The following is a 26,291-nucleotide window of genomic DNA, read 5'->3' on the forward strand; positions in this document are numbered from 1 at the left end:
CAGCACATCAACGGTTGAAGCGCTCCACCAGTGAGTACTGAGTCCCCGCCGTGCCGGTCAGCTCTTCGCTGAGCAAAGCCGAGTGCTGTGCTTGTTCGGCGGTTTCGTCAGCAAGGCTGGCAATGGTGCTGATGTTGCGGCTGATTTCGTCAGCCACGGCGGTTTGCTCTTCGGTTGCCGCTGCGATCTGGGTCGCCATGTCGGTGATATTGGCCACCGCTTCGCTGATGCCGATCAGCGCCTGATCCGCTTCCATAACCCGGGCAACGCCTTCCTGCGCCTGGCGATGGCCACTTTCCATGGTCAACACGGCGCTGCTGGCCGTCTGTTGCAGCTTGGCAATCAGGCCGTGGATCTGCCCGGTGGATTCGGCAGTGCGTTGCGCCAGCTGGCGCACTTCGTCAGCCACCACGGCAAAACCGCGGCCCATTTCGCCGGCGCGGGCGGCTTCGATGGCCGCGTTCAAGGCCAGCAGGTTGGTCTGATCGGCAATGCCTTTGATCACATCGACCACGCCGCCGATCTCGTCGCTGTCCTTGGCCAGTTGGGTCACGGTCTGCCCGGTTTCGCCGACTGCGGTGGACAAGCGAGCAATGGCCTCGCGGGTCTCCCCGGCGATCTGCCGGCCCTGGCTGGTCAGGCGATTGGCTTCCTGGGTGGCATCGGCAGTGCGCTGCACGTGGTTGGCAACTTCCTGGGTGGTCGCGGCCATCTGGTTGACGGCAGCTGCGACCTGTTCGGTTTCTACCCGTTGGCGTTCCAGGCCCGATGAGCTCTGGTGAGCCAGGACATCGGACTGACGCGCCTGATCGCTCAGGTGTTCGGCGCTGTCCTGCAAGCGGGTCAGGCAGGTTTTCATCCGCGCGTCCTGGCTGAGCATGGCCATCTCAAGACGCGCCTGTACGCCGCGGCTGTCGGTGTACATCTGCGCGATCAGCGGGTCGGAGGTGGTTTGCTCAGCCAGACCGAGCAGGCGCTTGAGGCCGCGTTGCTGCCAGCTCAAACCGAGTAGGCCCAACGGTACTGACAGGCCGGCGGCGAGGGCGAAGCCCCAGGAATGGCCCAGCCAGTTGCCGATCAGGAAGCCGACCTGGCTGACCAGAATGAACGGCAGCCAGTCTTGCAGCACCGGCAGCCAGCGGTCGCGGCGAGGGATCGCCGACTTGCCCTGGTTGAGGCGCTGGTACAGGCCTTCGGCACGGCGAATCTGTTCAGCGGTAGGTTTGACCCGCACCGATTCGTAACCGACTACCTGGTTGTTGTCGAAAATCGGCGTTACGTAGGCGTTGACCCAGTAATGATCGCCGCTCTTGCAGCGGTTCTTGACGATACCCATCCACGGCAGGCCTTGCTTGAGGGTCTGCCACATGTGGGCAAACACTGCTGCGGGGACATCGGGGTGGCGGACCAGATTATGCGCAGCGCCGATCAATTCCTCGCGTGAGAAACCGCTGATTTCGACGAAGGCATCGTTACAGTAACTGATCACACCTTTGGCATTGGTGGTGGAGATCAACCGCTGTTGGGCAGGGAAAGTCCGTTCTCTCTGGGTAATCGGCTGGTTGTTACGCATGGCTGCTCGGTCCGCAAGGCTTTCCATGGCTATCGGCATGGCTGCGGTTTTATTGAATGATTATTTAACCAGCGGCGGGCGAGAGAAGGGGCGCAGTGCGCCCCTGGGTTGATGAGATGGCGATCAGCTGGCGATCAGTTGCCGCAGCACATAGTGCAGAATGCCGCCTGCCTTGAAGTACTCGACCTCGTTGAGGGTGTCGATCCGGCACAGCACCTGGATGTCCTGTTGCTCGCCGTGTTCACGGTGGATGCGCAGGGTCAGGGTCATGCCCGGGCGGATCTGCGCGTCGCTCAAGCCGAGGATATCGATGCGTTCAGTGCCGGTCAGGTTCAGCGTCTTGCGGCTGTCACCTGCCATGAACTGCAAAGCCAGCACGCCCATGCCGATCAGGTTCGAGCGGTGAATGCGCTCGAAGCTCTCGGCCAGCACTGCCTTGACCCCGAGCAGGTTGGTGCCCTTGGCTGCCCAGTCGCGGCTGGAACCAGTGCCGTATTCCTGCCCGGCAATCACCACCAGCGGAGTACCTTCAGCCTGATAACGCATGGCGGCATCGTAGATCGAGAGTTTTTCACCGCTGGGCACGTGCACGGTGTTGCCGCCTTCTTCGCCGCCGAGCATCTCGTTGCGGATGCGGATGTTGGCGAAGGTGCCGCGCATCATTACCTCATGGTTGCCGCGGCGCGAGCCATAGGAGTTGAAGTCTTTGGGCTGCACGCCTTTGTCGCGCAGATAGCGACCGGCAGGGCTGTCGGCCTTGATGTTGCCGGCAGGGGAGATGTGGTCAGTGGTGACCGAGTCTCCGAGCAACGCCAACACACGGGCCTGCTGAATATCAACGATCTCGGGCAGCGCCCCGCCGATGTCCTCGAAGAATGGCGGGTGCTGAATGTAGGTCGAGTCAGCCTGCCAGACATAGGTTGCCGCTTGGGGCACTTCGATGGCCTGCCATTGTTCATCGCCGGCGAATACCTCGGCGTATTCCTTGTGGAACATCGCGGTATCGACCTTGGCTACCGCATCGGCGATCTCCTGCTGGCTCGGCCAGATGTCGCGCAGGTACACCGGCTGGCCATCTTTGCCGACGCCCAATGGTTCTTGGGTGAGGTCGACGCGCACACTGCCAGCCAGCGCGTAAGCCACCACCAAGGGTGGCGAGGCCAGCCAGTTGGTCTTGACCAGGGGATGCACCCGGCCTTCAAAGTTGCGGTTACCCGAGAGCACCGAGGCAACGCTCAGGTCAGCGGTGCCGATGGCCGTTTCAATAGCTTCATCGAGCGGCCCGGAGTTACCGATGCAGGTGGTGCAGCCGTAGCCGACCAGGGCAAAACCCAGTTGGTCGAGATAAGGGGTGAGGCCGGCAGCATTGTAGTAATCGGTGACGACCTTGGACCCAGGCGCCAGCGAGCTCTTGACCCAAGGCTTGCGGCTCAAACCCTTCTCGATCGCCTTCTTCGCCACCAGCCCGGCGGCCATCATCACGCTGGGGTTGGAGGTGTTGGTGCAGGAGGTGATCGCGGCAATCACCACCGCGCCGTCGCGCAGGGTGTAGTTCTGGCCTTCGTGGCTGTAGTCGATCTGCCCGGTCTGGTCGGCATTGCCCACTGCAACGCCACCACCACCTTCGCTCTCGAGCCGGCCGACTTCCTTGGTGGCAGGTTTGACCTGCAGCTTGAGGAAGTCATCGAAGGCCTGGCTGACCTGACCCAAAGCGACCCTGTCCTGCGGCCGTTTCGGGCCGGCCAGGCTGGCTTCCACGGTGTCCATGTCGAGCCCCAGGCTGTCGCTGAACAGTGGCTCCTGACCTGGCATACGCCATAGGCCCTGGGCCTTGCAATAGGCTTCGACCAGGTCGACCGTGGCTTGCGGCCGGCCTGACAGGCGCAGGTAGTCGAGGGTCACCTGATCCACCGGGAAGAAACCGCAGGTGGCGCCGTATTCCGGCGCCATGTTGGCCAGCGTCGCGCGGTCGGCCAAGGGCAGTTCGGCAAGGCCGTCGCCATAGAACTCGACGAACTTGCCGACCACGCCTTTCTTGCGCAGCATCTGCGTGACGGTCAGCACCAGGTCGGTTGCAGTGATGCCCTCGCGCAGCTTGCCGGTGAGCTTGAAGCCAATCACTTCGGGGATCAGCATCGACACTGGCTGGCCAAGCATGGCTGCCTCCGCCTCGATGCCGCCCACGCCCCAGCCAAGTACACCGAGGCCGTTGATCATGGTCGTGTGCGAATCGGTGCCGACCAGGGTGTCGGGGAATGCGTAGACCTTGCCGTCTTCCTCGCGGGTCCAGACGGTGCGGCCGAGGTATTCCAGGTTGACCTGGTGGCAGATGCCGGTACCCGGTGGCACCACACTGAAATTATCGAACGCATTCTGGCCCCAGCGCAGGAAGGCATAGCGCTCGCCGTTGCGTTGCATTTCGATATCGACGTTTTGTTCGAAGGCATCGGCGCTGGCGTAGCGGTCGACCATCACCGAGTGGTCGATGACCAGGTCCACGGGCGACAGCGGATTGATCCGCTGCGGGTCACCACCGGCCTTGGCCATCGCCGCGCGCATGGCTGCCAGGTCGACCACGGCCGGTACGCCGGTAAAATCCTGCATCAATACCCGGGCCGGGCGGTACTGGATCTCGCGGTCGGAGCTGCGCGTGTCCAGCCACTGCGCCAGCGCCTTGAGGTCGGTGCCGGTGACGGTCTTGCCGTCCTCCCAGCGCAACAGGTTTTCCAGCAGAACCTTGAGCGACATCGGCAGGCGTTGCAGGTCGCCTAGCTGCTGTGCGGCTTCGTCGAGGCTGAAGTATTGATAGGCGCGGTCGCCTACCTGCAGGGTCTTGAGGGTGTTCAGGCTATCGAGCGAGGGCATTGCCAACTCCTTCTGCGCCGGTGCCCGGCCTCTTGTGCATGCCGGTGTCACCGCTCTGAATAGGTCCGCACGGCACGGACCTGGCTGAGTAGTCAGGTTAGGCCGAAATTGCGGCCATGACCCTGTACTGGACAGGCGGGGCATGTCGCTGGTTCCGATCTTCCTTTATCATCGCCGCCGTGCCGGTGCGTGTTGTGCGCTGGATCAAGGCTGACGATCGCCGTCAGCGATGTGGAGTGACAAATGAATACCCTGTTCATGCATTGCCGGCCTGGTTTCGAAGGCGAGGTCTGCGCCGAAATCAGCGAACACGCCGCCCAGCTTGGGGTGGCCGGCTATGCCAAAGGTAAAGCGCAGAGCGCCAGTGCCGAGTTCGTCTGCAGCGAGCCGGGTGCCGCCGAGCGCCTGATGCGTGAACTGCGCTTCGACAAACTGATCTTCCCTCGCCAATGGGCGCGTGGTGAATTTATCGAGTTGCCCGAAACCGACCGCATCAGCGTGTTGCTCGAGCATCTGGCAGCACTGCCGGTCGCCGGCAGCCTGTGGCTGGAGGTGCTTGATACCAATGACGGCAAAGAGCTGTCGACGTTCTGCCGCAAGTTCGAAGGGCCGTTGCGCAAGGCTTTGGAGAAGGCTGGCCGGTTGGTCGAAGACGCTCAGCGGCCGCGCCTGTTGTTGAGCTTCATCAGTGGTCGACGGGTGTTTGTCGGCCTTGCCGAAGCGGACAACTCGGCGCTGTGGCCAATGGGCATTCCGCGCCTTAAATTCCCCCGCGAGGCGCCCAGCCGTTCGACCCTCAAGCTGGAAGAGGCGTGGCATCAGTTCATCCCGCGCGATCAGTGGGAAGAGCGTTTGCAGGATGACATGACCGGTGTCGACCTGGGTGCCTCACCGGGTGGCTGGACCTATCAGCTGGTCAAGCGCGGCATGCTGGTTACCGCGATCGACAACGGGCCGATGGCCGAAAGCTTGATGGACACCGGCCTGGTGCAGCACCTGATGGCCGATGGCTTCACCTGGAAGCCCAAGCACACCGTGGACTGGATGGTCTGCGACATCGTCGAAAAGCCTGCGCGCAGTGCGGCCTTGATCGAGACGTGGCTGGGCGAGGGCTTGTGCCGTGAGGCGGTGGTCAACCTCAAATTGCCGATGAAGCAGCGCTACGCCGAAGTCCGGCGCCTGCTGGACCGCATCGAAGCGGGCTTCAAGGAGCGCAAGGTCAGGGTCTCGATCGCCTGCAAGCAGCTCTATCACGACCGCGAAGAAGTCACCTGCCATTTGCGCCGGCTTGACCTCAAACCGCGCAACACGCGCGGCTGAGGCTCTGCCGGGATCAACGCTTGCCGAGAATTTCGCCGAGCTTGTCCGGCCTTGGTGCGCCTTGCTGACTTTGCAGGCGGCCTTGCGCGTCCTGGTAGAAGATCGCCGGGGTTGCCGATAGCCCGAGTTCTTCCATCACCGCCAGGTTGCTGTCGAGCTGTTGCTGGACGCTCTCGGGGATCTTGTCCAGCGCCTTGAGGGTGCTGGCCTTGCCAGAACTCTCGTGCTGCAGCAGGGCCTTGGCTGGGTCCTTGGCGGCCAGCAGGGCTGCCGATTTGCCTGGGCTGTCTTCACGAATGATGCCGACCATGATGTGCCGCAGCTGCACCTTGCCAGACTCGACCCACGGCCGTGCCTGCTGCCAGAACATGTTGCAGTAGGGGCAGTTCGGGTCGCTGAACAGGTAGACCGTGCGCGGTGCATCGGCTTTGCCATCGGCAATCCACGCCGACTTTTCCAGCTTTGCCCAGATCGCCTTGCTCATCGGCGCATAGACCAGTTTTTCCAGTGCTTCAGCGCTCAGATCCTGGCCTTGCTCGTCAAACAGGCTGCCGACCAGCACATGCTTGCCGTCTGGTGTGAGATACAGGGCAATACCGTTGTTCTGGTACTCGGCTGCGTAGCCACGCATACCGTCTGGAGCGGCGAAGCTGCCCTTGATCACGGCGCCCTTGGCCTGCAGTTGCTGGATGGCCTTTGGCAGTTCTTCGGCCTGCAGCAAGGGCGCGGCGAGCAGAGCGAGGGTCAATGGCAGGAGTGCGGTCAAACGCATGTCAATTTCCTTTTGCAGCGGAGGCGGGCACATCGTCCCGCTCGAATGATTGCAGCGCGTGGCTCAGGCTGGCCCGGGACAGCTCGCCCAGGTGGCTGCCGACCAGCCTGCCGTCGGCGCTGTAGAACAGGGTGGTGGGCAAGGCCATCGAACCGACCCGTTGGGCCAGTTGGCCAGCGCCGTCGAACAGCACATGGGTCAGACTGAGGCCGGTGGTAGCAAGAAAGGTGCTGACGTTTTCCGGGGTTTCCCCTTGGTTGACGAACAGGAAAATCACGTGTGGGTATTCGTGCTGGGCCTGTTGCAGCACCGGCATCTCGCGCCGGCAAGGCGGGCACCAGGTCGCCCAGATATTGATCACAAGTGGCTTGCCGCGGTAGTCGTGCAGCGCCATCGACTGGCCACTGGCGGTGCGCAAGGTCAGCTGCGGCAGCTCGGTGCCCTTGCTGTACAGGTGGCTGCCCAGGCTGGCCAGCACCCAGAACACACCGCCGCTGGCCAGCGCCCAGCCCAGCGGCCGGCGCAGGCCGGGTTGGCGCCAGCCCTGCCAGAGGGTGCCGAGCACGATCGCCAGCAAGCCGCCCCAGAGCAAGAAGCCGCCATCGCGGATATCGATGATCTGCAGCAGCTCATCGCGGTACATCGGCCAGTAGGCAAGCACGAAGGTCACGCGTGCACCCAGTACCCCCAGCAAGAACAGGTTGAATAGTGCCGACTCCGGGCTCTGGCCACCACGTCGGGCGACGGCCCAGCCAACCACGCAGGCAATCGCCAGCGCCGCCAGCATCAGCAGATGGTTCAGGGCCATGGTCAATGGCCCGAGGGTCACGCTCAGCATCAGCCTTGGCTCCTTGTCTGTGCCCAGTGTTGCAAGAATGTCGCCGCGTCGACTTCACCGGTGATGCGCCGGGGGCGGCGTTCGTCACCCTCTGGGCCGATCCAGATCAGGCTCGGTGGGCCCGGTACCTTGTAGTGTTGCAGCAACTCGCGACTGGCTTGCGAGTCAGCGGTGACATCCAGCCGTAGCAGGTGCACACCGGCCAGGCTGGCTTGTACATCAGCGCGAGCGAAGACTTGTTTCTCCATGACCTTGCACGACACGCACCAGTCGGCATAGTAGTCGACCAGCACCCACTGGCCACGGGCCTTGGCGGCTTGCAGTTCGCGTTGCAGGTCCTGCGGCTGGCTGACGGTGATGAAGGCGTCTTCGGTTTTACCCGCTGAGCTTGGCGCACCGGCGGTAAACGGATGCAGCGGCTGCCATAACTCGCTGCCACCAGCAGCGGCGCCCACCAGCAGCAGGCTACCCCACAGCGCGCCGAGCAGTGGCAGCACGCGCAGCGCCGGCAAGCGCTGCAGTGCGGGCCAGGCGGCCCAGGCCAGGGCAATCAGCCAGCTGCCGGCCAGACCCAGCAGTAGAGGCGCTGGCAGCAAGCCGCGGAGGGTGTACAGGGCCATGGCCAGGAAGACAAAGCCAAACAGGCCCTTGACCCGGTTCATCCAGGCGCCGGGGCGCGGCAGGAAGCGGTTACCGAGGGTGACCAGCAACAGCAGTGGCACGCCCATCCCCAGGCCAAGGCTGAACAGCACCAGAGCGCCTTGCACGACATCGCCGCTCTGCGCGATATACAGCAGTGCACCGGCCAGCGGCGCGGTCATGCATGGGCCCATCAACAGCCCGGACAACGCGCCGAGCAGGGCTGCACCGTACAGGTTGCCACCGCGGGTCCCCTGGCCGGCCCGGTCGAGGCGGTCGCGCACGGCGACAGGCAATTGCAGCTCGAAGGCGCCGAACATTGGCAGCGCCAGCAAAATGAACAGCCCCGCCAGGCTGCCGAGCAACCACGGTTGCTGCAGCCAGGCTTGCAAGCTGGCGCCCAGCAGTGCGGCGATCACACCCAGTGCGGCGTAGACCAGAGCCATGCTCAGTACATAGACGCCCGCCAGCAGCCAGCCGCGGCGAGCGCTGGCGCCGTTGCCCAACACCAGCCCGGCCAGGATCGGCAGCATGGGCAGCGAGCAGGGGGTAAAGGCCAGCAGCAGCCCCAGGCCAAAGAACGCCAGCAGGCCCCAGGCCAACTGGCCCTGCTGCAGATCACTTGCCAGCGCCTGGTCATCCGCCTGGCCTGCGCTCGTAGCAGGCGTGCTGCCGCCAAGGTCGATAACGGTGGTTTGCGGCGGGTAACACAGGCCGGCGTCGGCACAGCCCTGCCAGCCCAGTCGCAGCTGGCCACTGGCCGTCGCCGGGATCAGCAGCTCAAGCTCGCTGCGGTACACCGCACTGTCACCGAAGAATTCATCGTGATGGTTGAGTGCCGCTGGCAGCGGCGGGTGCTGCGTTGCATCCAGGCCGTCGAATTTCAGCCGCTTCTGGTACAGGTAATAGCCGTCCTTGATTTGAAACTGCACGCGCAGTTCGCCTGACGGCAAGCGCTCATGGGTGAGCATGAACGCCTGTTCCACCGGGAGAAAGTCAGGCTTGACCTCGAATGGATTGGCCAGCAATGGCCCGCTCATGAAGAATGTCAGCAGCAACAGAAAAACGCGCATGTCTGGGCCTTGGCAGTGCAGAAGAATGGCCATGCTGGATTGGCCTGATTAACCGAGGGTTAACCCGGTCCTACACGGGCCGTCCTACAGCCAGGCGCAGGCGACTAATCCAGCCGCACAGTCCATAATCCTGACTTAATCAGGCCATGGCGCAATAGCTCATCGCCTATTGGAGATTGACCATGCACGTACTGCTCTGCGAGGACGACGACCTGATCGCCAGCGGCATCTGCGCCGGGCTTACCGCCCAGGGCCTGACCGTGGATCGGGTTGCCAGTGCCTCGGCCGCCCGCGCGCTGCTGCAGGCGGCACAGTTCGACGTGATGATTCTCGATCTTGGCTTGCCGGACGAAGACGGCCTCAAGTTGCTACGGCGGCTGCGCCAGCAGGGCGAGAGCTTGCCGGTGCTGGTACTGACCGCCCGCGATGCGATCACCGATCGCGTCGCCGGCCTTGAGGCGGGCGCCGACGACTACCTGCTCAAGCCGTTCGACCTGCGCGAGCTGGCGGCGCGCCTGCACACCTTGCTGCGGCGCATGGCCGGGCGCGCAGTGAACATGATCGAGCACGGGCCGCTGCGCTACGACCCGAGTAGCTGCGAAGCCTATCTGGGCGACCAGCCTGTTGACTTGTCCCGGCGTGAACAGGCGCTGCTGCAGGCACTGCTGCAGAACAAGGGGCGGGTGCTCTCCAGTGAACAACTCAAAGACTGCGTCTACGGCTTCAGCGATGAAGTCGAGAGCAATGCCCTCAACGTGCATATCCATCACCTGCGGCGCAAGCTGGGCAACGGCATTGTCGAGACCGTGCGCGGCCTCGGTTATCGGCTGGGCCCGGCGCAGGTGCCCGCACCATGAGCCTGCGTGTACGCCTGTCGCTTATTCTGGGCAGCGCCTTCATCGTCATCTGGGCGCTTGCCGCGGCCTGGATGCTGCGCGACCTGCGCCAGCAGATGATGTTCTCCCTTGACCAGCGCCTGGTGGCCTCCGCGCGGATGGTTGCCGGGCTGATCGACCAGTTGCCCCAGCCCCTGGCGGGCAAGGGTGAAGAAACTCGCTTTGCCGCTGACCAGCTCAGCGTGCCGGATGGCATGGCCTGCCAGGTCAGTTCGCTGCGCGGCGAGATCATCGCCAGCAACCACAAGCACGAAGGCACCATGGACGACCAGTACAGCGGCTTTCGTGACCAAACCATCGACGGTGCAAGCTGGCGCACGTTCACCTACCACCGCGGTGATATCCGCATCACCACGGCGGACCGCCATCAAGAGCGCGAGGCGCTCAATCAATCGATCCTGCTGGCGGCTTCGGCACCGGTGCTGATGGCCTTGCTGGGCAGCCTGGGCTTGTTGTGGATCGGTCTGGGCAAAGGGCTGGAGCCGATCAATCGGATCCGCGATGCGTTGCGCAAGCGTCGTGTCGACAGCGTCGAGCCGCTGCAGGTCAGTGGTATACCGAGTGAACTGCAGCCGTTGGTGGAAACCCAGAATCAGCTGTTCCAGCGCATCGCCCAGACCCTTGAGCGCGAGCGGCGCCTGACCGACGACGCTGCCCATGAGCTGCGCAGCCCGCTGACCGCGATCAAGACACACCTGCAGGTGGCACGCATGACCGACGGCGCCGTACGCGAGCAGGCACTCGAGCACGCCGAGCAGGGCACCGACCGCATGCACCGCACTCTTGAGCAGTTGCTGATGCTGGCGCGGGTCGAGGGCAGCCTGTCGTTTGACGACGGGGTGCAGTGCACTGCCGAGCAAGTGGCGCGCCAGGCCGTGCAGGATGTCGGCGCCGGTGACAGTCGGCGGATCACCGTACGCCTGCCGCAGGACGCCACCGAGGTTTACCTGAGCATGCCCGGCCCGCTGGCGGTGGCGGCCTTGCGCAACCTGCTCGACAACGCACTGCGCCATGGCGGTGATGCCGCCGTGGAGCTGGAAGTGCAGATGGCCGACGGCCAGGCCGGGTTCCTGGTGCGTGACCATGGCCCGGGCATCAGCGCAGGCGATTTGCAGCACATGACCGAGCGTTTCTGGCGCAACAGCCAGAGTGGCGGCTGCGGCCTGGGCCTGGCGATTGTGCAGGCGATTGTCCAGCGTTGTGCCGGCAGCCTGCGCTTTGACAGCCGCAGCGATGGTTTGCGGGTTTGGCTGCAGGTGCCGACTCGGGCGGACAACTGAGTTTGCCGGCGGCGCCTTGGCCTGGGTTGGCCCAGGCGCAAAATGTTTGTAAATCCGTGACGGGCTGAAGCGTATTTCAAGCGATGCCACCTTTCGCTTGCAAGGGACTCTTCAATGTCGACCGCTTCCAGCCTTGCCCAGATCCTGCCGCTTGCCACGCCGCAGCCGTTGTATGAATTCGCCGAATCACCGTTGCTGCTGCGCCAGCAGCAGCAGGAGTCCAATGCGCGCAGCTATCCGCGGCGGATTCCGCTGGCGCTCAAGCGCGCCCGCGGGATCTATGTCGAGGACGTCGAAGGGCGGCAGTTCATCGACTGCCTGGCCGGGGCCGGTACCCTCGCGCTGGGCCACAATCACCCGGTGGTGGTGGCGGCGATCCAGCGTGTGCTGGCCGATGAACTGCCCCTGCATACGCTCGACCTGACCACACCGGTGAAGGACCGCTTTGTCCAGGACCTGTTTGCCATTCTGCCCGAAGCCTTGCGGCGTGAGGCGAAGGTCCAGTTCTGTGGCCCGACCGGCACCGACGCGGTGGAAGCTGCGCTGAAACTGGTGCGCACGGCGACCGGTCGCAGCACGGTGCTGGCGTTCCAGGGTGCCTACCACGGCATGTCGCAGGGGGCGCTGAGCTTGATGGGCAGCGTCGGGCCCAAGCAACCGCTGGGCGCGTTGCTGGGCAACGGTGTGCAGTTCATGCCGTATCCGTATGACTACCGTTGCCCGTTTGGCCTCGGCGGTGCCGCAGGCGTGCGCGCCAACCTGCATTATCTGCAGAATCTGCTGCTCGACCCGGAGGGCGGCGTGCCGCTGCCGGCAGCGGTGATCCTCGAAGTGATACAGGGCGAGGGCGGCGTGATCCCCGCCGATATCGAATGGCTGCAGGGCGTGCGGCGCATCACCGAGCAGGCCGGTGTGGCGTTGATCGTCGACGAGATCCAGAGCGGCTTTGCCCGCACCGGCAAGATGTTTGCCTTTGAACATGCCGGCATCGTGCCGGACGTGGTGACCCTGTCCAAGGCGATTGGCGGCAGCCTGCCGTTGGCCGTGGTGGTCTATCGCGACTGGCTCGACACGTGGAAACCGGGCGCCCATGCCGGCACCTTCCGCGGTAATCAGATGGCCATGGCGGCGGGCTCGGCAGTCATCGACTATTTGCTCGAGCATCGCCTGGCAGACCACGCCGAGGCCATGGGCCAACGTCTGCGTGGCCACCTGCAGCAGTTGCAGCGCAGCTACCCGCAGCTTGGCGATATCCGCGGGCGTGGCCTGATGCTGGGCGTCGAGCTGGTCGAGCCGAATGGGCCACTCGACACCCGCGGGCATCCGCCGGTGGCCCGCGAGCTGGCGCCGAAGGTGCAGCGCGAGTGCCTCAAGCGCGGTTTGATTCTCGAACTCGGCGGTCGGCATGGCGCAGTGGTGCGCTTCCTGCCGCCACTGATCATCACTGCCGAGCAGGTCGACGAGGTCGCGCAGCGCTTTGCCGAGGCCTTGCAGGCTGCGCTGGGGAGCTGCGGCTAATTCGCCGAAAAGGCGTCGAGGATGGTTCTGGGGGCGGGCTTGAGCGACAATGGTCGGCCATTCACGGAGTAGCCCATGACCGATTACACCCCCGACGCCGTCCTCGACGCCAGCGGCCTGAACTGCCCGGAGCCAGTGATGATGCTGCATCAACAGGTGCGCGCACTGGCTGCCGGCGGCCTGCTCAAGGTCATCGCCACCGACCCGTCGACCCAGCGTGACATCCCCAAGTTCTGCACCTTCCTCGGCCATCAGTTGCTTGAGCAGCAGGAACAGGCTGGCACTTATCTGTATTGGATTCGCAAGAAGGCCGATTGAGCCGCGCTGGATCGCGCCCGGCGCAGGGCCTACACTGCGGGCCCCTGACAGGAGAGCGCCATGCTGATAGTTGCCGACGAAAACATCCCGCTGCTCGACGCGTTTTTTGCCGGATTCGGCGAGATCCGCCGCTACCCTGGCCGCAGCATCGATGCTCAGTGCGTGCAAGATGCCGACGTGCTGCTGGTGCGCTCGGTAACCGATGTCAATCGGCAACTGCTGCAAGGCAGCAAGGTCGGCTTTGTCGGTACCTGCACCATCGGCACCGATCACCTGGATCTGGACTACTTCGCCGAGGCCGGTATCCGCTGGAGCAGCGCCCCTGGCTGCAATGCCCGTGGCGTGGTCGACTATGTGTTGGGCAGCCTGCTGACCCTGGCCGAGCTCGAGGGTGAAAACCTCGCCGAGCGGGTCTATGGCGTGGTCGGTGCCGGGCAGGTTGGTGAGCGTCTGGTGCGGGTGCTGCATGGCCTGGGCTGGAAAGTACTGGTGTGTGACCCACTGCGACAGGCGGCGGAAGGCGGCGATTTCGTCAGCCTCGATCGCGTGCTCGAGCAGTGTGATGTGATCAGCCTGCACACTCCGCTGCAGCGCGACGGCGAACACCCCACCTGGCACTTGCTCGGCGCCCCGCAACTGGCGCGGTTGCGCCCGGGCGCGTGGCTGATCAACGCCAGTCGCGGGCCGGTGGTGGATAACCGGGCGCTGCGTGAGTTGCTGCTGCAGCGCGACGATCTGCACGCGGTCCTGGATGTGTGGGAGGGTGAACCTCAGGTTGACCTGCAACTGGCCGACCTGTGCACGCTGGTGACGCCGCACATTGCCGGTTACAGCCTCGACGGCAAGCAGCGCGGTACGGCGCAGATCTATCAGGCATTTTGCCAGTGGCGCGGCGTGCCGGCGCCTGTGCAGTTGGCCGATCTGCTGCCGGAACGCGACCTGGTCCAGATAGAGCTGAATGCGGCCAGTGATCCGGCCGTGGCCTTGGCGACGGTCTGCCGAGCAGTTTACGACCCGCGCCGCGACGATGCCGACATGCGCCGTAGCTTGAGCGAGGATCCGATCGAGCAGCGAGCAACCTTTGACCTGCTGCGCAAGCATTACCCCGTGCGCAGGGAAATCGAAGGGTTGGCAGTGAAGGTGCGCGGCGAGTCGGCGCAGTTGGCGCAGATGATCAATGCGCTGGGGGCGGTTCTGGTTTAGCCAGTAGTGTAGTAAAGCAGGGGCCGCTTGGCGGCCCCAATCCAGCCCGCGCAGCGCTCAACTAGCTAACTGAGCGCCACGCTGCTGTGATCCAATCAATTCTTCTCGGCAAGCGCCACTCGGCTTTTTTCCAGCTCTTCACACGCTTGTTTGATCATCTCAGGGGTAATTGCCACTTCGCGGCCCTGGTCGTCGATGATCGAGCCGCAAATCGGCTGCGGTTGCGCTTGCTGGTTGGCGTGCGTTTCACTGTGCTGCTGCATGTGCTGTCTCCTCATCAGGTTCAAACCAAGCCTATCCACGGGTCGTGACTGGCGTATGACATTGTCTGTGCCGCCACGACTGCTCTAGTCCAACAGAAAGCTCGGCAAAGCTCCACCAGCACTTTAGAACCATAAGCTATTGCTACTGTGCTCTGCTGTGCTGGCCAATGGCATGTCCTTTTCTGCGATCCTGACAACCGCTGCAAAGTTCAGCCTGTGCAGATGGATGGTAGGCTTGCTGCTTCTTCGCCTGAATGATCTGAGTCATGACCGAACCTGTCTCCTCACGTCAGCGCCGCGCCTTGCGCCTTAGCTGGCGGTTTCTGCGTCCCTACCGCAAGCAGGCGGTAATGGCACTGCTCGCGCTGGTCGTCACCGCTGCGATCACGTTGTCGATGGGCCAGGGCATTCGCCTGCTGGTCGATCAAGGCTTCATGACCGGTTCTGCGCACCAGCTCAACCAGACCCTCGGCTTGTTCATGTTGCTGGTGCTGGCACTGGCGATCGGCACGTTCAGTCGCTTCTACCTCGTGTCGTGGATCGGCGAGCGCTGCGTGGCCGATATCCGCCGCGCCGTGTTCGACCACCTGGTCGGCCTGCATCCGGGCTTTTTCGAGGACAACCGCAGTTCGGAAATCCAGTCGCGGCTGACCGCTGACACCACCTTGTTGCAATCGGTGATCGGCTCGTCGTTGTCGATGTTCCTGCGCAACGCCTTGATGGTGATTGGCGGCGTGGTGTTGCTGTTCATCACCAACCCCAAGCTCACCAGCATCGTCGTGCTGGCACTGCCGCTGGTGCTGGCGCCGATTCTGTTGTTTGGCCGACGGGTGCGTAGCCTGTCGCGGCAGAGCCAGGACCGGGTCGCCGATGTCGGTAGCTATGTCGCAGAGACCCTCGGCCAGATCAAGACCGTGCAGTCTTATAACCACCAAAACCTCGACCGTGAACGGTTTGCCGACACGGTCGAGGCAGCCTTTGATGTGGCGCGGCAGCGGATTGCCCAGCGGGCCTGGCTGATCACGCTGGTCATCGTGCTGGTGCTCGGCGCTGTCGGGGTAATGCTCTGGGTGGGCGGCATGGACGTGATCGCCGGGCGTATCTCCGGTGGCGAGCTGGCCGCATTCGTGTTCTACAGCCTGATCGTCGGCAGCGCGTTTGGCACCCTCAGCGAGGTGATCGGCGAGCTACAACGCGCGGCTGGGGCGGCAGAGCGGATCGCCGAGTTGCTGGCAGCGCAGAGTACGATCCTGCCGCCGGCGCTGAGCGCGGGCCTGGCCAACCCGCGCGCCAGCGGTCGCATCGAGCTGCGCGAGGTGCGCTTTGCCTACCCGTCGCGGCCGACCGTGGCGGCGCTCGATGGCCTTAGCTTACTGATCGAACCGGGCCAGACCTTGGCGCTGGTTGGTCCGTCCGGCGCCGGCAAGTCGACGTTGTTTGACCTGTTGCTGCGTTTCTATGACCCGCAACAAGGCAGCATCCTCCTCGATGGCCAGGCACTGACCAGTCTCGACCCACTGTTGTTGCGTAGCCAGTTCGCGATGGTGGCGCAGAACCCTGCGCTGTTTCGCGGCTCGGTTGAGGCCAATATTCGCTATGGCCGCCCCGATGCCAGCTTCGCCGAGGTGCAGGCCGCGGCCCGCGGGGCGCATGCCGAGGAGTTTATCCAGCAGCTGCCGCAGGGTTATCAGACCTTGCTTGGGGAAGGCGGGGTCGGCTTGTCCGGTGGTCAACGCCAGCGCCTGGCGATTGCCCGGGCGCTGCTGGTGGATGCGCCGATCCTGTTGCTCGACGAAGCCACCAGTGCCCTCGACGCCCAGAGCGAGCACCTGATCCAGCAGGCTCTGCCCGCGCTGATGGCGGGCCGTACCACCCTGGTGATCGCGCACCGCTTGGCCACCGTGCAGCATGCTGACCGCATCGCGGTGATCGACAAGGGCCAGATTGTGGCGGTGGGCAGTCATCGCCAGTTGATCGAAGAAAGCCCACTGTATGCGCGGTTGGCGCAGTTGCAGTTCACCTCGAGCTGAAATTGGAGGCACGTCGCTGATCTGTCACATTTCTGTAGCAATGGCCTGAGACTATCTGCCTCAGCGTAAGTGCTCGACCTGGCTGCTATCGACTGATGGCAGCTTTTTTTTGCCCTGCGAACGAGGACATGGATGTCTGTCGTGGTGCTGCCTGCAGCGCCGTTTTCTTCTCTCCTTGTTCTCGAGACCCGCATGTTGCGTAAATCCCTTCGCGTGCAAATTCTCTCTCTGCTGGGCGGCAGCCTGATCGCCATGCTGCTGATCGCGCTGGTTTGCTTCCAGTTCCTGTCGTCCAGCGTGCGCAGCTATGCCGAGCTGGTCGATGGCCCATTGCGCGCGTCACAGTTGATCGACGAGGCCAATCTGCAATTCAAGATCCAGGTGCAGGAGTGGAAGAACGTGCTGCTGCGCGGCCGCCAACCGGCCGAGCTGGACAAGTACTGGCAACAGTTTCAGAGCCGCGAGCAGCAGGTGCAGAGCCTGCTGGCGCAGTTGCTGGCAGACAGCGATGGCGAGCTGACGGCGCCACTGCGCCAGCTGCGCGACAGCCATCGCCAGTTGGGCCAGGCCTACAGCAAGGGGCGTGAGGCGTTTCTGGCCGCCGGCGGCGACCCGGTGGCAGGCGATGCGGCGGTCAAGGGTGTCGACCGCGCCGCCAGTGAGCAGATGAGCGCGCTGGTCGAGCAACTGCGCAGTGAGGCCCGCGAGCGTGCGGCGATCATCAATGACAGCGCCCAGCGTACCGTGTGGATCGGTCTGCTGGTCATGCTCGGCTCAGCCATATTGGTGGGGTTGCTCAGCCTGTGGCTGGTCAACCGCAGCCTGATCGAGCCAATCCGCCAGTTGATCGACTACGTGGCCCAGCTCAGCCAAGGACGTTTCGCCGCCCGCGTTGATGATCGCCGTAAAGATGAGCTCGGGCGCCTGGCGCGTGCGGCAAATACCTTGCGTGATTTTCTTGCCGAGACCATCGGCCGGCTCAAGGACAACGCCGAAGAACTGGAAGGCGCCAGTGGCCAGTTGCGCAACCTTGCCGGCGACATGGCGCGGGGCACCCAGGATCAGTTCCAGCGCACCGATCAGGTGGCCACGGCCATGCATGAAATGTCGGCGACTGCGCAGGAGGTCGCGCGCCATGCTGCCCAGGCCGCCCACGCTGCCGACGATGCCGATCACAGTGCCCAGGCGGGCGAGCAGGTGATGCAGGCAACCATCGAGACCATTGCCGGGGTCAACCGCGAGATTGCCGGTACCGCTGCAGTGATTCGCGACCTGGAGCACGACAGCACGCGCATTGGCAAAGTGCTTGAAGTCATCCGCGGGATCGCCGAACAGACCAACCTGCTGGCACTCAATGCCGCGATTGAAGCGGCGCGTGCCGGAGAGGCCGGGCGCGGATTTGCCGTGGTCGCCGATGAAGTACGCAGCCTGGCCCAGCGCACGGCGGCTTCGATTGCCGAGATCAATCAGATCATCGACGCGGTGCAATCAGGAGCGGTGGAGGCGGTCAAGGCGATCGAGAGCGGCCAGCGGCGCAGCGAGGAGGGCGCCGAACAAGTCCAGCATGCGGGGCAGATGCTGCAGCGGATTACCCAGGCGGTCGAGGCGATTCGCGATATGAATCGGCAGATTGCAACGGCAGCCGAGGAACAGACCAGCGTGGCCGAGGACATCTCGCGCAACTTGATCGAAATCACCCGCATCGCCACGGCCAATCAGCAGGCGGTCGAGCATACCGAGCAGGCTGGGCAGCGTTTGCATGGATTGTCCGGGCAGTTGGGGCAGGTGACGGCGCGGCTGGGGGTGTGAACTTTGTTCGACTCAGAATTGCCGGGGCCGCTACGCAGCCCTTTCGCGACACAAGGCCGCTCCTACGCCGACCGCGTATTACCTGAATGCGCGGTCTCTGTAGGAGCGGCCTTGTGTCGCGAAAGGGTCGCGTAGCGGCCCCAGCGATTTAGCATTAGCGCAGATCAGAGCTCTTTGACAGTACGAACCTGATCTTTATTGATGCGGGTACGCTTGCCGTCAAGCTGCTCGATTTCATAGAAGCCGGAATCGTCGTCATAGCTTGGAGTATCTACCGCCTGAATTTCGCGGCCGTCGTTCAAGGTGATCACGGTTGGCGAAGCACAGCCGGCGAGGGCGCCGAGGCCAAGTGCAAGAATAAAGGCGGGAAGGGTCCGTTGAATCATCGTGTCTCTCCTGTCGATGGTGCTTGATGGTTTTATGACGCGGTGTGTCCGCGCAAGTTCCTCAGCCAGTGCAGCATAGTCACAGCAGGCTGACATTGACCGAGAACAAGCGTCGCGTTCGGCGCTGTGCGGGCTGTGATATAACAGGCGCCATCTTCTTCCTTCCCTGCGCTGGAGCCCCTATGAAAGCCAAGGCAGACACCCCGTTCGTGCCGCTGAACATTGCCGTGCTCACGGTCAGCGATACCCGCACTTTTGAAACCGACACCTCTGGCCAGGTGTTCGTCGACCGTCTCACCGAGGCTGGTCACCAATTGGCCGCGCGGGTGCTGCTCAAGGATGACCTGTACAGGATTCGCGCTCAGGTTGCGACTTGGATTGCCGACGACCAGGTGCAGGTGGTGCTGATCACCGGCGGTACCGGCTTCACCGGCCGTGACAGCACGCCCGAGGCGGTCGCCTGCCTGCTGGATAAACAGGTCGATGGCTTTGGCGAATTGTTCCGGCAGATATCGCTTGCCGACATCGGCACCTCGACCGTCCAGTCCCGGGCCTTGGCTGGTCTGGCCAATGGCACGCTGGTGTGCTGCCTGCCGGGCTCGACCAATGCCGTGCGCACCGGCTGGGACGGCATTCTTGCCGAACAGCTCGACGCGCGTCATCGCCCGTGCAACTTTGTCCCTCATCTGAAGCAGGCAGCGGCCTGTGACAGCCGTGGTTGAACCCGCCCCAAGCCGGCCATTGATGCCGGTCGAAGAGGCCCTGCAACGTCTGCTGGCCTTGGCCGAAGCAGCGCCAATCAAGGACACCGAGTGGGTTGCCTTGGCGGACGCTGAAGGCCGCGTGCTGGCCACCGAGCTGGTGGCCGCACTGGACCTGCCGCCCTGGCCGAACAGCGCCATGGACGGCTACGCCCTGCGCCTGGCTGATTGGCACGGCGAGCCGCTGGCGGTCAGCCAGCGGATCTTTGCCGGGCATGCGCCGCAGCCGCTCCAGGCCGGGACCTGCGCGCGGATTTTCACCGGTGCGCCGCTACCCGAGGGCGCCGACTGTGTCGAAATGCAGGAAAACGCCCAAGTGCTGGATGACGGCCGGGTAACCTTCAGCGAGCCGTTGCGGGTGGGCCAGAATATTCGTCCGCAGGGCCAGGAAACCCGCGTTGGCGAGCAGGTCATGAGCGCTGGCACTCGGCTTGGGCCGATTGAACTTGGCCTGGCGGCGACGCTTGGGCATGCGCGCCTTGAAGTGGTGCGCAAGGTGCGCGTGGCGCTGCTGTCGACCGGTGACGAACTGGTTGAGCCGGGTTTGCCCCTGGGGCCGGGGCAGATCTACAACAGTAATCGTCGCCTGCTCGCCAGTTGGCTGCAACGTCTGGGCTGCGAAGTGGTCGATGCCGGTATCCTGGCTGACGACCTGCAACTGACCCGCGACTGCCTGGCGCGGTTGGCTGACGTTGACCTGATTCTTTCGACGGGCGGGGTTTCGGTAGGCGAGGCTGATTATCTCGGCATCGCCCTGCGTGAAGCCGGCGAGCTGGCGCTGTGGAAGCTGGCGATCAAGCCCGGCAAACCGCTGACCTTTGGCCATTATCGCGGTGTACCGGTGATCGGCTTGCCTGGCAACCCGGCCTCGACCCTGGTCACCTTTGGCCTGCTGACGCGACCTTATCTATTGCGTCGCCAGGGCGTGGCAAATGTCACGCCGCTGCAGTTCAGCGTGCCGGCCGGGTTCGATTGGCCCAAGGCCGGGACGCGCCGCGAGTACCTGCGCGCACGTATCGAAGACGGCCGCGTGCGCATTTACAAGAACCAGAGTTCGGGTGTGCTGCGCAGCGCGGCGTGGGCTGAAGGTCTGGTCGAAGTGCGCGAAGGCAGCACCCCGCAACAGGGCGACAACGTCAGTTTCATCCCCCTCAGCGAACTACTTGGCTGAGCGCCTCAGAATCACCGCCGCTGGCGCTGGGGCGGTGCTTGGCAGCGTCTGGGTCAAGCGCGTGTGCACGCTCTCCAGCTGCTGCGCGACGACGCTCCAGTCATGCCGCTGGCGGGTGAACTGGCGGCCGCTTTCGCCCAGCTGACACATCCGCCACGGCTGGTTGAGCAACTGGGTGATCTGCAACGCCAACTGGCCGCTGTCATCGCTGCCCAGATAATGCTCGCCGTTGTTGACCGCCAGTCCCGACACACCCTTGCTGGTAGTGATCACCGGCAGGCCGGCCGCCATGGCTTCGAGAATCTTCACTTTGGAGCCGCCGGCATACCGTAGCGGGGCAAAAAACAGCGCGGAGCGGCGCTGCAGTTCGCGCAGGTCGGGGCGGTAGCCGATCCATTCGATACGCGGGTCGTTCCAGTGCAGCTTCCAGCTCGCCGGCAGGGCGTGCCCGGCAATCGCCAGTCGCACGGCGGGGTTGCTCAGCCAGACCTGCGGCAGGATTTCTTCCAGCGCCCACTCGATAGCCTCGAGGTTGGCGCCATACTCGAAATTGCCGACAAACAGCAGGCGCTGACTGTGCGCGGCGGGGCGCACCTGTTCGAAGTAGTCGCAATCAACGCCGTTGACCACCACATTGACCGGCCGGCCGCTGATCTGGCTGATCAACTCGGCATCATGCGGGCTCACCGCGACCACCTCCGAGGGCTGGCGCAGCACCCGCTGCTCCCAGCGCCGGTAGCGCCAACGGTCGAATGCGTTCAGAGGCCTGAGCCACAGCGGCAGGCGGTCGTGACAGGCCGCACCCATCACCGACTCCAGCGTGTGTTCGCTGAGCATGTAGGGCAAGCCGCGGGCCTGCAGAGCTTTTTCGAAGGGCTGAAAGCTGTAGCTGTGCTCGATCTGGATAACATCCCAGGGCTCGTCCAGCAGTTGTTCGAACTGATGACGCAGGGCAGGAGCCAGGCCATGGATGATCGCCCGCATGGGGTAATCGATGATCGGCGAAGCAAGCAGGTTGAGTGGGCTGTGCAACGCGCGCCTGGGCAGCACGATCAGGCGCTCGAGCAGGGGTTCAAGGGCAGTGCGGGCGGCGTCGCCGAGGGGCACCTTGGACTGCACCAGCAAGGTAATCCGGTGACCACGCTGCGCCAGTTCGCGCAGCAGGTGGTATTGCCGGGTCTTGCTGCCACTGGTGGTTGGCCAGGGCAGGTAGGGCAAAGTCCAAAGTATGCGCATCGCCCCAAATCCTCGCTGACGGTTGGGTCATGGATGGCAAGGCACGCCCGCACAGGTTCAGCCGATGGCGGCTTCTTCCGGGACGCGTCCGTAGATATCAGTAAAGCGCACGATGTCGTCTTCGCCCAGATACTCGCCGCTCTGCACCTCGATCATCACCAGATCGATCACCCCCGGGTTGGTCAGGCGGTGGGTACGGCCTGGCTTGATGAAGGTCGACTCGTTGGTGTCGAGCAGGAACTCTTCGTCACCGTTGGTCACGCAGGCCATGCCACTGACGATGATCCAGTGCTCGCTGCGGTGATGGTGCATTTGCAGCGACAGCGATTCGCCGGGGCGGACCATGATCCGCTTGATCTTGAACCGCGCACCTTCCTCGAGGATGGTGTAGGTGCCCCATGGCCGGGTCACGGTCCGGTGCAGGCGATAGGCTTCGTGGCCCTCGCGCTTGAGCTGCTGGGCGATGATCTTGACTTCCTGGCTGCGCGCCGCATCGGCGATCAGCAGCGCATCGGGGGTGTCGATGATGATCAGGTTGTCCAGGCCCACGCCACCGACCAGGCGCCGCGGCGAGTCGATGTAGCAGTTGCTCACATCATGCAGTACGGTCTCGCCATTGGCGTAGTTGCCCTGAGCGTCGGTCTGGCGCAGTTCGCGTACTGCTTCCCAGCTGCCGATATCGCTCCAGCCCAGCTCGCACGGTACCACTGCAACCTGGCTGGAGCGCTCCATCAACGCGTAGTCGATGGAGATGTCCGGCGCCAGAACGAACGTGTCCGGGTCCAGTTCTACCTGAAGGGCACGCTCACCTTGTTTGCTGACGCTCTGCTCAAGGCAATGGGCGACGGTTTCCAGCACCTCGGGCGCGTGGGTCTGCAACTCGCGCAGCACGGCGTCGACGCGCAGGCAGAACATGCCGGCGTTCCACAGGTGGCGGCCGCCGTCCAGGTAGGCCTGAGCGGTCGCGGCGTCCGGTTTTTCGACAAAGCGTGCGACCTTGTACGCGCGCTCACCCAATGTCTCGCCTTGCTCGATATAGCCAAAGCCGGTTTCAGCACGGCTGGGCAGCAAGCCGAAGGTGCTCAACCAGCCGTCATGGGCGAGCTGGGCCGCTTGGGCGACCGCTTGTTCGAAGGCTTGGATGTCTTCGATCAAATGATCTGCCGGCAAGATCAGCAGCAGACTATCCTCACCATACTGCTTGGCGCAGTGCAGCGCGGCGGCAGCGATGGCCGGCGCAGTGTTGCGGCCACATGGCTCGAGAATGAAGTCCAGCGCGACATTGAAGCTGTTGACCCGGTTGTATTCATCCTGGGTGCGGAACAGCACGTCGCGGTTGGTCACTGTCAGCACGCGCTCGACACCCGGCAGGGCGCTGGCACGCACGAAGGTCTTCTGCAGCAGGCTTTCACCATCGGCCAGGCGCATGAACGGTTTGGGCATGGCTTCACGGGAAACCGGCCACAATCGGGTGCCGGCACCGCCAGCAATGATGCAAGGGATCAGAACGCTCATTATCACAGCCTCGAAGCGGGGGCGCTGAGGGCAGCGCGATCAAAGGGACTTCGCCATAAACTCAGGCGATCTGTCAGATGTACGGCGAGGCAATAAGTCAAAAAACCGACATTTATTAGCGGCATCCTCCGTGATGGCCAATTATTTGTCGATGATGCGCTTGCTCGCCCCGGCTTTCAATGACATTTGTGTTAAACCCGCTTATTTTCTGACGCAAGCGCTCTTTGTATGCAGCAATTTGCCCTCGGCCATGGTCGAGATTGGGATAGGTATTTTTGCGGAGTGGAACGGATGAGCGAGCGCAAGGCGATGTTGGTGCTGCATGGCAAGCAAGCCATGAACGAGGATGTCAGAGCCGCTGTGGGCACCATGCGCGAGCAAGGCTGGCAGCTCGATGTGCGCCTGACCTGGGAGGGCGGCGACGCCCAGCGGCTGGTCACTGAAGCCCTGGCAGCAGGGTACAGCCACATCATCGCCGGTGGTGGTGATGGCACCCTCCGCGATATCGCCGAAGCCATGGGCCTGGCCGCGACACAGGCCAGCCTGGTGCTGCTGCCACTGGGCACTGCCAATGACTTCGCCAAAGCGGCCGGAATACCGCTAGAGCCAGCCCAGGCGCTGGCCTTGATGGACCAGCCCGCACGCGCCATCGACCTGGGGCGGGCCGGTGATCAGTTGTTTCTGAACATGGCTACTGGCGGCTTCGGCAGCCAGGTCACGGCCAACACTTCCGAGGACCTCAAGAAAGTCCTGGGCGCAGCGGCCTACTTGTTTACCGGGCTGTCGCGCTTCAGTGAGCTGCAGGCCGCTGCAGTCGAGCTGACCGGGCCGGATTTTCACTGGCAAGGCGATGTGCTGGCGTTGGGTATCGGCAATGGCCGCCAGGCCGGAGGTGGGCATGAGCTGTGCCCCGAGGCGCTGGCTGACGACGGCCTGCTCGATATCGGCATCTTGCCCGCACCGCAGGAGGTGGTCGGTGCGCTGAAAGAGCTGATCGGTGGTGAGGGCTTGTACGTGCGTGCGCGCCTGCCGTGGGTCGAAATAAAAAGTGCGCAGGGGTTGGATATCAACCTGGATGGTGAGCCGATGCACGGCGAAAGTCTGCGCTTCGAAGCCGTCCCAGCAGCACTGCGTGTGCACCTGCCAGCCGATTCACCGCTGCTCAGTCGTCCAGGCTGATGATCTTCTCGCGCACGGCAAACAGCACCAGGCCTGCGACGTCGTAGATCTGCAGGCGCTTCATGATCTGGGAGCGATGGGTCTCCACGGTCTTGATCGACAGGCCCAGGCCGCCGGCTATTTCCCGAGTTGATTTGCCGCGTACGATCAAGCGCAGGATTTCCAGCTGGCGTGCAGTGAGGTTAAGTCGGTCGTTGATGCTTTGGCGGCTGTTCTGCACGCGCAGCAAGGCCTGGTTGATCACGGTGTGAGCGATCGCTGGGCTGAGATAGCGTTCATCCCCACGCAAGGCGCTCAGCGCCTGCTCCAGTTCAACAGCGCTGGTGTCTTTGAGCAAGTAGCCATGCGCACCGCATTCGAGCGCACGCATGATCAGCTCCGGATCAGTGTGCATCGACAGAATCAGCACTTTGCAGGGATGACCGCTGGCACGCAGTTGGGTCAAGGCGTCAAGGCCGCTGGTAGAGCGCATGGAGATATCCAGCAGGACGATGTCCGGCTGCAGCTGTTCGACAAGCGCGTTGAGCTGGCCGCCGTCATCCGCTTCACCAACCACCGTATAGCCAGCGATGTCCGCCACGAGCGCGCGCACCCCCGCGCGAATGAGCGAATGGTCATCGACCAGAAGTAATCTACAGGTCATGGCTGGCAAAGGTCCTGGCGCGTTCTTGAGTGCGGGCTGGCCACGGCAGCATGGCCTCGATGCGGGCGCCCCGTCCCGGTTGGCTGTACACGCTCAGGCTACCGTGCAACGCGCGGGCGCGTTCATGCATGCCGGCCATACCGCGCTGACCGGCCGCAGCCGGATCGCTGTTGGGGATGAATCCGCAGCCGTCATCCTCGATGGTCAAGGCCAGCCCCGCAGCGGTGCGCTGCAACTGCACCCGCAGATTGCGCGCGCTGGCGTGGCGCAGCATGTTGGTGACAGCCTCCTGGGTGATGCGAAACGCAGCCATGCTGATATCGTCGTTGATCCCGGTCAGGCGCTGTTTGCACTCCAGGCTCCACTGCACCTCGCTATCGTTCAGCGTGCGCAGCAGGTGCTCGCGCAGGCTGGCTTCCAAGCCGAGGCTTGCCAGCTGGCGCGGATTAAGCAGGGCGGCAACATCACGCACGCTGTTCAAGGCCTCATCCAGGGTGCTGCGCAAGCTGCTGGCATGGCTCAGCAGCTCACTTGGCAGGCGCCGCTGGAGCCAGTCCAACTGCAGCTTCGCTGCTGTGAGCAATTGGCCGATATCATCATGCAATTCACGGCTCAGACGCTGGCGTTCGTTCTCCTGGACCTTGAGCATGCGCTCGGCCAGTTCTGCGGGGCGCAGGCTGATCGAGCGGGCCCACTGGTGCCATTGCCAGGCGGCGCCAAGCAGGGCCGCCATCTGCAGCAGGATCAGGCCGATCGGCATCGGCAAGGCTTTTACGTGCAGTGCCACGTTAGCGCTCAGTGACGCCACGCATAGCGCCGCGGTCGTCCAGCGCGCCACGGCGCTGCGAGAGCAGTGGCGCGGGGTAAGATTCAAACGTGGGAACATAAATTGGAAAGCCACTGAGTTAATGCTATTGGAGGCCTTGCACGTGTCTAGTCAGCGGCTTTGGCGTCCTGCTCACAATCAATTAAAAGCATCTGTTCAATTGACGGCTATCTGCAT

General features: G+C 63.6%; 22 protein-coding genes and 1 pseudogene. 12 read left to right on the top strand and 11 right to left on the bottom strand.

Annotated elements, in window-relative coordinates:
• Positions 1-7: 7 nt before the first annotated feature.
• Positions 8-1,573 carry a PAS domain-containing methyl-accepting chemotaxis protein gene (locus tag M2396_RS01230; RefSeq protein WP_150570726.1) on the bottom strand — a complete coding sequence of 522 codons (1,566 nt, stop codon included), beginning with the start codon at positions 1,571-1,573 and terminating at the stop codon, positions 8-10.
• Between the two features lie 123 nt (positions 1,574-1,696).
• The gene (gene acnA, locus M2396_RS01235) at positions 1,697-4,438 is read right to left on the bottom strand and encodes an aconitate hydratase AcnA (protein WP_220634082.1); all 2,742 of its coding nucleotides are present in this window, start codon (positions 4,436-4,438) and stop codon (positions 1,697-1,699) included.
• Positions 4,439-4,681: 243 nt separating this feature from the next.
• Here acnA and rlmM point away from each other — a divergent pair, with 243 nt between their 5' ends.
• Positions 4,682-5,758 carry a 23S rRNA (cytidine(2498)-2'-O)-methyltransferase RlmM gene (gene rlmM / locus M2396_RS01240; protein WP_101321266.1) on the top strand — a complete coding sequence of 359 codons (1,077 nt, stop codon included), beginning with the start codon at positions 4,682-4,684 and terminating at the stop codon, positions 5,756-5,758.
• Between the two features lie 13 nt (positions 5,759-5,771).
• Here rlmM and dsbG read toward each other — a convergent pair whose 3' ends face one another.
• Genes dsbG through dsbD form a run of 3 tightly spaced genes read right to left on the bottom strand, consistent with a single transcriptional unit; the run spans position 5,772 to position 9,080 of the window.
• On the bottom strand, positions 5,772-6,530 hold the full coding sequence (gene dsbG, locus M2396_RS01245; RefSeq protein ID WP_259072428.1) for a thiol:disulfide interchange protein DsbG: 759 nt from the start codon (positions 6,528-6,530) through the stop codon (positions 5,772-5,774).
• A 1-nt stretch (position 6,531) separates the two neighbouring features.
• Positions 6,532-7,368 carry a TlpA disulfide reductase family protein gene (locus tag M2396_RS01250; protein WP_259072429.1) on the bottom strand — a complete coding sequence of 279 codons (837 nt, stop codon included), beginning with the start codon at positions 7,366-7,368 and terminating at the stop codon, positions 6,532-6,534.
• Complete coding sequence (dsbD, locus tag M2396_RS01255; protein ID WP_101323075.1) at positions 7,368-9,080, bottom strand: protein-disulfide reductase DsbD; 1,713 nt, start codon at positions 9,078-9,080, stop codon at positions 7,368-7,370. The genes M2396_RS01250 and dsbD overlap by 1 nt, the downstream gene beginning before the upstream one ends.
• Before the next feature lie 182 nt (positions 9,081-9,262).
• Here dsbD and M2396_RS01260 point away from each other — a divergent pair, with 182 nt between their 5' ends.
• The 5 genes from M2396_RS01260 to pdxB all read left to right on the top strand — a co-directional run bounded on the left by M2396_RS01260 (position 9,263) and on the right by pdxB (position 14,295).
• Complete coding sequence (locus M2396_RS01260) at positions 9,263-9,937, top strand: response regulator transcription factor (protein WP_101321259.1); 675 nt, start codon at positions 9,263-9,265, stop codon at positions 9,935-9,937.
• Entirely contained in the window at positions 9,934-11,256 is a 1,323-nt protein-coding gene (locus tag M2396_RS01265; RefSeq protein ID WP_103438045.1) for an ATP-binding protein, read from the top strand. Before M2396_RS01260 ends, M2396_RS01265 begins: the two co-directional genes overlap by 4 nt.
• Positions 11,257-11,370: 114 nt before the next feature.
• On the top strand, positions 11,371-12,774 hold the full coding sequence (locus tag M2396_RS01270; RefSeq protein ID WP_150570731.1) for an aspartate aminotransferase family protein: 1,404 nt from the start codon (positions 11,371-11,373) through the stop codon (positions 12,772-12,774).
• 75 nt (positions 12,775-12,849) lie between these two features.
• Positions 12,850-13,092, top strand: coding sequence for a sulfurtransferase TusA (gene tusA, locus M2396_RS01275; RefSeq protein WP_101321253.1), 243 nt, complete (start codon positions 12,850-12,852; stop codon positions 13,090-13,092).
• Positions 13,093-13,152: 60 nt separating this feature from the next.
• Positions 13,153-14,295, top strand: coding sequence for a 4-phosphoerythronate dehydrogenase PdxB (pdxB, locus tag M2396_RS01280; RefSeq protein WP_259072432.1), 1,143 nt, complete (start codon positions 13,153-13,155; stop codon positions 14,293-14,295).
• 95 nt (positions 14,296-14,390) lie between these two features.
• Here the strand turns inward: pdxB and M2396_RS01285 are convergent, their stop codons facing one another.
• Positions 14,391-14,558, bottom strand: coding sequence for a PA1571 family protein (locus tag M2396_RS01285; RefSeq protein ID WP_178080784.1), 168 nt, complete (start codon positions 14,556-14,558; stop codon positions 14,391-14,393).
• 266 nt (positions 14,559-14,824) lie between these two features.
• Between M2396_RS01285 and M2396_RS01290 the strand changes: the two genes are divergently transcribed.
• The 3 genes and pseudogenes from M2396_RS01290 (at position 14,825) to M2396_RS24230 (ending at position 18,397) form a co-directional block, all read left to right on the top strand.
• Positions 14,825-16,588 (top strand): ABC transporter transmembrane domain-containing protein, encoded by a 1,764-nt coding sequence (locus M2396_RS01290; protein WP_259072435.1) that lies wholly within the window; start codon positions 14,825-14,827, stop codon positions 16,586-16,588.
• A gap of 765 nt (positions 16,589-17,353) precedes the next feature.
• A pseudogene (locus M2396_RS24225) lies at positions 17,354-17,464 on the top strand (hypothetical protein); the annotation flags it as partial.
• 228 nt (positions 17,465-17,692) lie between these two features.
• Complete coding sequence (locus M2396_RS24230) at positions 17,693-18,397, top strand: methyl-accepting chemotaxis protein (RefSeq protein ID WP_409035087.1); 705 nt, start codon at positions 17,693-17,695, stop codon at positions 18,395-18,397.
• A gap of 164 nt (positions 18,398-18,561) precedes the next feature.
• Here M2396_RS24230 and M2396_RS01300 read toward each other — a convergent pair whose 3' ends face one another.
• Entirely contained in the window at positions 18,562-18,783 is a 222-nt protein-coding gene (locus M2396_RS01300; RefSeq protein WP_150570734.1) for a YgdI/YgdR family lipoprotein, read from the bottom strand.
• Positions 18,784-18,965: 182 nt separating this feature from the next.
• Between M2396_RS01300 and moaB the strand changes: the two genes are divergently transcribed.
• Together moaB and glp are read left to right on the top strand one after the other, a co-directional pair.
• Positions 18,966-19,505: a molybdenum cofactor biosynthesis protein B gene (moaB, locus tag M2396_RS01305; RefSeq protein ID WP_103438039.1), complete on the top strand. Its 540-nt coding sequence runs from the start codon at positions 18,966-18,968 to the stop codon at positions 19,503-19,505.
• Positions 19,506-19,527: 22 nt separating this feature from the next.
• A complete protein-coding gene (gene glp, locus M2396_RS01310; RefSeq protein ID WP_181107974.1) occupies positions 19,528-20,715 on the top strand; it encodes a gephyrin-like molybdotransferase Glp in 1,188 nt (395 codons plus the stop codon).
• On the opposite strand, the gene M2396_RS01315 is transcribed toward glp, so the two are convergent.
• On the bottom strand, positions 20,704-21,951 hold the full coding sequence (locus M2396_RS01315) for a glycosyltransferase family 4 protein (protein WP_150570735.1): 1,248 nt from the start codon (positions 21,949-21,951) through the stop codon (positions 20,704-20,706). The two genes, glp and M2396_RS01315, sit on opposite strands and share 12 nt — an antisense overlap.
• Before the next feature lie 57 nt (positions 21,952-22,008).
• Positions 22,009-23,466: a mannose-1-phosphate guanylyltransferase/mannose-6-phosphate isomerase gene (locus M2396_RS01320; protein ID WP_259072439.1), complete on the bottom strand. Its 1,458-nt coding sequence runs from the start codon at positions 23,464-23,466 to the stop codon at positions 22,009-22,011.
• A gap of 291 nt (positions 23,467-23,757) precedes the next feature.
• Here M2396_RS01320 and yegS point away from each other — a divergent pair, with 291 nt between their 5' ends.
• Positions 23,758-24,645, top strand: coding sequence for a lipid kinase YegS (yegS, locus tag M2396_RS01325; RefSeq protein ID WP_150570736.1), 888 nt, complete (start codon positions 23,758-23,760; stop codon positions 24,643-24,645).
• On the opposite strand, the gene M2396_RS01330 is transcribed toward yegS, so the two are convergent.
• Both M2396_RS01330 and M2396_RS01335 read right to left on the bottom strand, forming a co-directional pair.
• A complete protein-coding gene (locus M2396_RS01330) occupies positions 24,629-25,288 on the bottom strand; it encodes a response regulator transcription factor (RefSeq protein WP_259072441.1) in 660 nt (219 codons plus the stop codon). The two genes, yegS and M2396_RS01330, sit on opposite strands and share 17 nt — an antisense overlap.
• Positions 25,278-26,174 (bottom strand): sensor histidine kinase, encoded by an 897-nt coding sequence (locus M2396_RS01335; protein ID WP_150570737.1) that lies wholly within the window; start codon positions 26,172-26,174, stop codon positions 25,278-25,280. Before M2396_RS01335 ends, M2396_RS01330 begins: the two co-directional genes overlap by 11 nt.
• Positions 26,175-26,291: the final 117 nt, after the last annotated feature.

Origin of the sequence: Pseudomonas sp. BIGb0278 (genome assembly GCF_024809895.1) — a bacterium.
In the GTDB taxonomy this organism is placed as follows: Bacteria; Pseudomonadota; Gammaproteobacteria; order Pseudomonadales; family Pseudomonadaceae; genus Aquipseudomonas; species Aquipseudomonas shirazensis.

Bases quoted from the DNA above. Each gene is read 5' to 3' on its own strand.
- pdxB (WP_259072432.1), top strand. From the start codon at position 13,153: ATGCTGATAGTTGCCGACGAAAACATCCCGCTGCTCGACGCGTTTTTT.
- acnA (WP_220634082.1), bottom strand. From the start codon at position 4,438: ATGCCCTCGCTCGATAGCCTGAACACCCTCAAGACCCTGCAGGTAGGC.
- M2396_RS01330 (WP_259072441.1), bottom strand. From the start codon at position 25,288: ATGACCTGTAGATTACTTCTGGTCGATGACCATTCGCTCATTCGCGCG.
- M2396_RS01270 (WP_150570731.1), top strand. From the start codon at position 11,371: ATGTCGACCGCTTCCAGCCTTGCCCAGATCCTGCCGCTTGCCACGCCG.
- M2396_RS24230 (WP_409035087.1), top strand. From the start codon at position 17,693: ATGTCGGCGACTGCGCAGGAGGTCGCGCGCCATGCTGCCCAGGCCGCC.
- M2396_RS01230 (WP_150570726.1), bottom strand. From the start codon at position 1,573: ATGCGTAACAACCAGCCGATTACCCAGAGAGAACGGACTTTCCCTGCC.
- tusA (WP_101321253.1), top strand. From the start codon at position 12,850: ATGACCGATTACACCCCCGACGCCGTCCTCGACGCCAGCGGCCTGAAC.
- M2396_RS01250 (WP_259072429.1), bottom strand. From the start codon at position 7,368: ATGCTGAGCGTGACCCTCGGGCCATTGACCATGGCCCTGAACCATCTG.
- M2396_RS01335 (WP_150570737.1), bottom strand. From the start codon at position 26,174: ATGTTCCCACGTTTGAATCTTACCCCGCGCCACTGCTCTCGCAGCGCC.
- M2396_RS01290 (WP_259072435.1), top strand. From the start codon at position 14,825: ATGACCGAACCTGTCTCCTCACGTCAGCGCCGCGCCTTGCGCCTTAGC.
- rlmM (WP_101321266.1), top strand. From the start codon at position 4,682: ATGAATACCCTGTTCATGCATTGCCGGCCTGGTTTCGAAGGCGAGGTC.
- dsbD (WP_101323075.1), bottom strand. From the start codon at position 9,080: ATGCGCGTTTTTCTGTTGCTGCTGACATTCTTCATGAGCGGGCCATTG.
- dsbG (WP_259072428.1), bottom strand. From the start codon at position 6,530: ATGCGTTTGACCGCACTCCTGCCATTGACCCTCGCTCTGCTCGCCGCG.
- M2396_RS01265 (WP_103438045.1), top strand. From the start codon at position 9,934: ATGAGCCTGCGTGTACGCCTGTCGCTTATTCTGGGCAGCGCCTTCATC.
- moaB (WP_103438039.1), top strand. From the start codon at position 18,966: ATGAAAGCCAAGGCAGACACCCCGTTCGTGCCGCTGAACATTGCCGTG.
- M2396_RS01260 (WP_101321259.1), top strand. From the start codon at position 9,263: ATGCACGTACTGCTCTGCGAGGACGACGACCTGATCGCCAGCGGCATC.
- yegS (WP_150570736.1), top strand. From the start codon at position 23,758: ATGAGCGAGCGCAAGGCGATGTTGGTGCTGCATGGCAAGCAAGCCATG.
- M2396_RS01300 (WP_150570734.1), bottom strand. From the start codon at position 18,783: ATGATTCAACGGACCCTTCCCGCCTTTATTCTTGCACTTGGCCTCGGC.
- M2396_RS01320 (WP_259072439.1), bottom strand. From the start codon at position 23,466: ATGAGCGTTCTGATCCCTTGCATCATTGCTGGCGGTGCCGGCACCCGA.
- glp (WP_181107974.1), top strand. From the start codon at position 19,528: ATGCCGGTCGAAGAGGCCCTGCAACGTCTGCTGGCCTTGGCCGAAGCA.
- M2396_RS01285 (WP_178080784.1), bottom strand. From the start codon at position 14,558: ATGCAGCAGCACAGTGAAACGCACGCCAACCAGCAAGCGCAACCGCAG.
- M2396_RS01315 (WP_150570735.1), bottom strand. From the start codon at position 21,951: ATGCGCATACTTTGGACTTTGCCCTACCTGCCCTGGCCAACCACCAGT.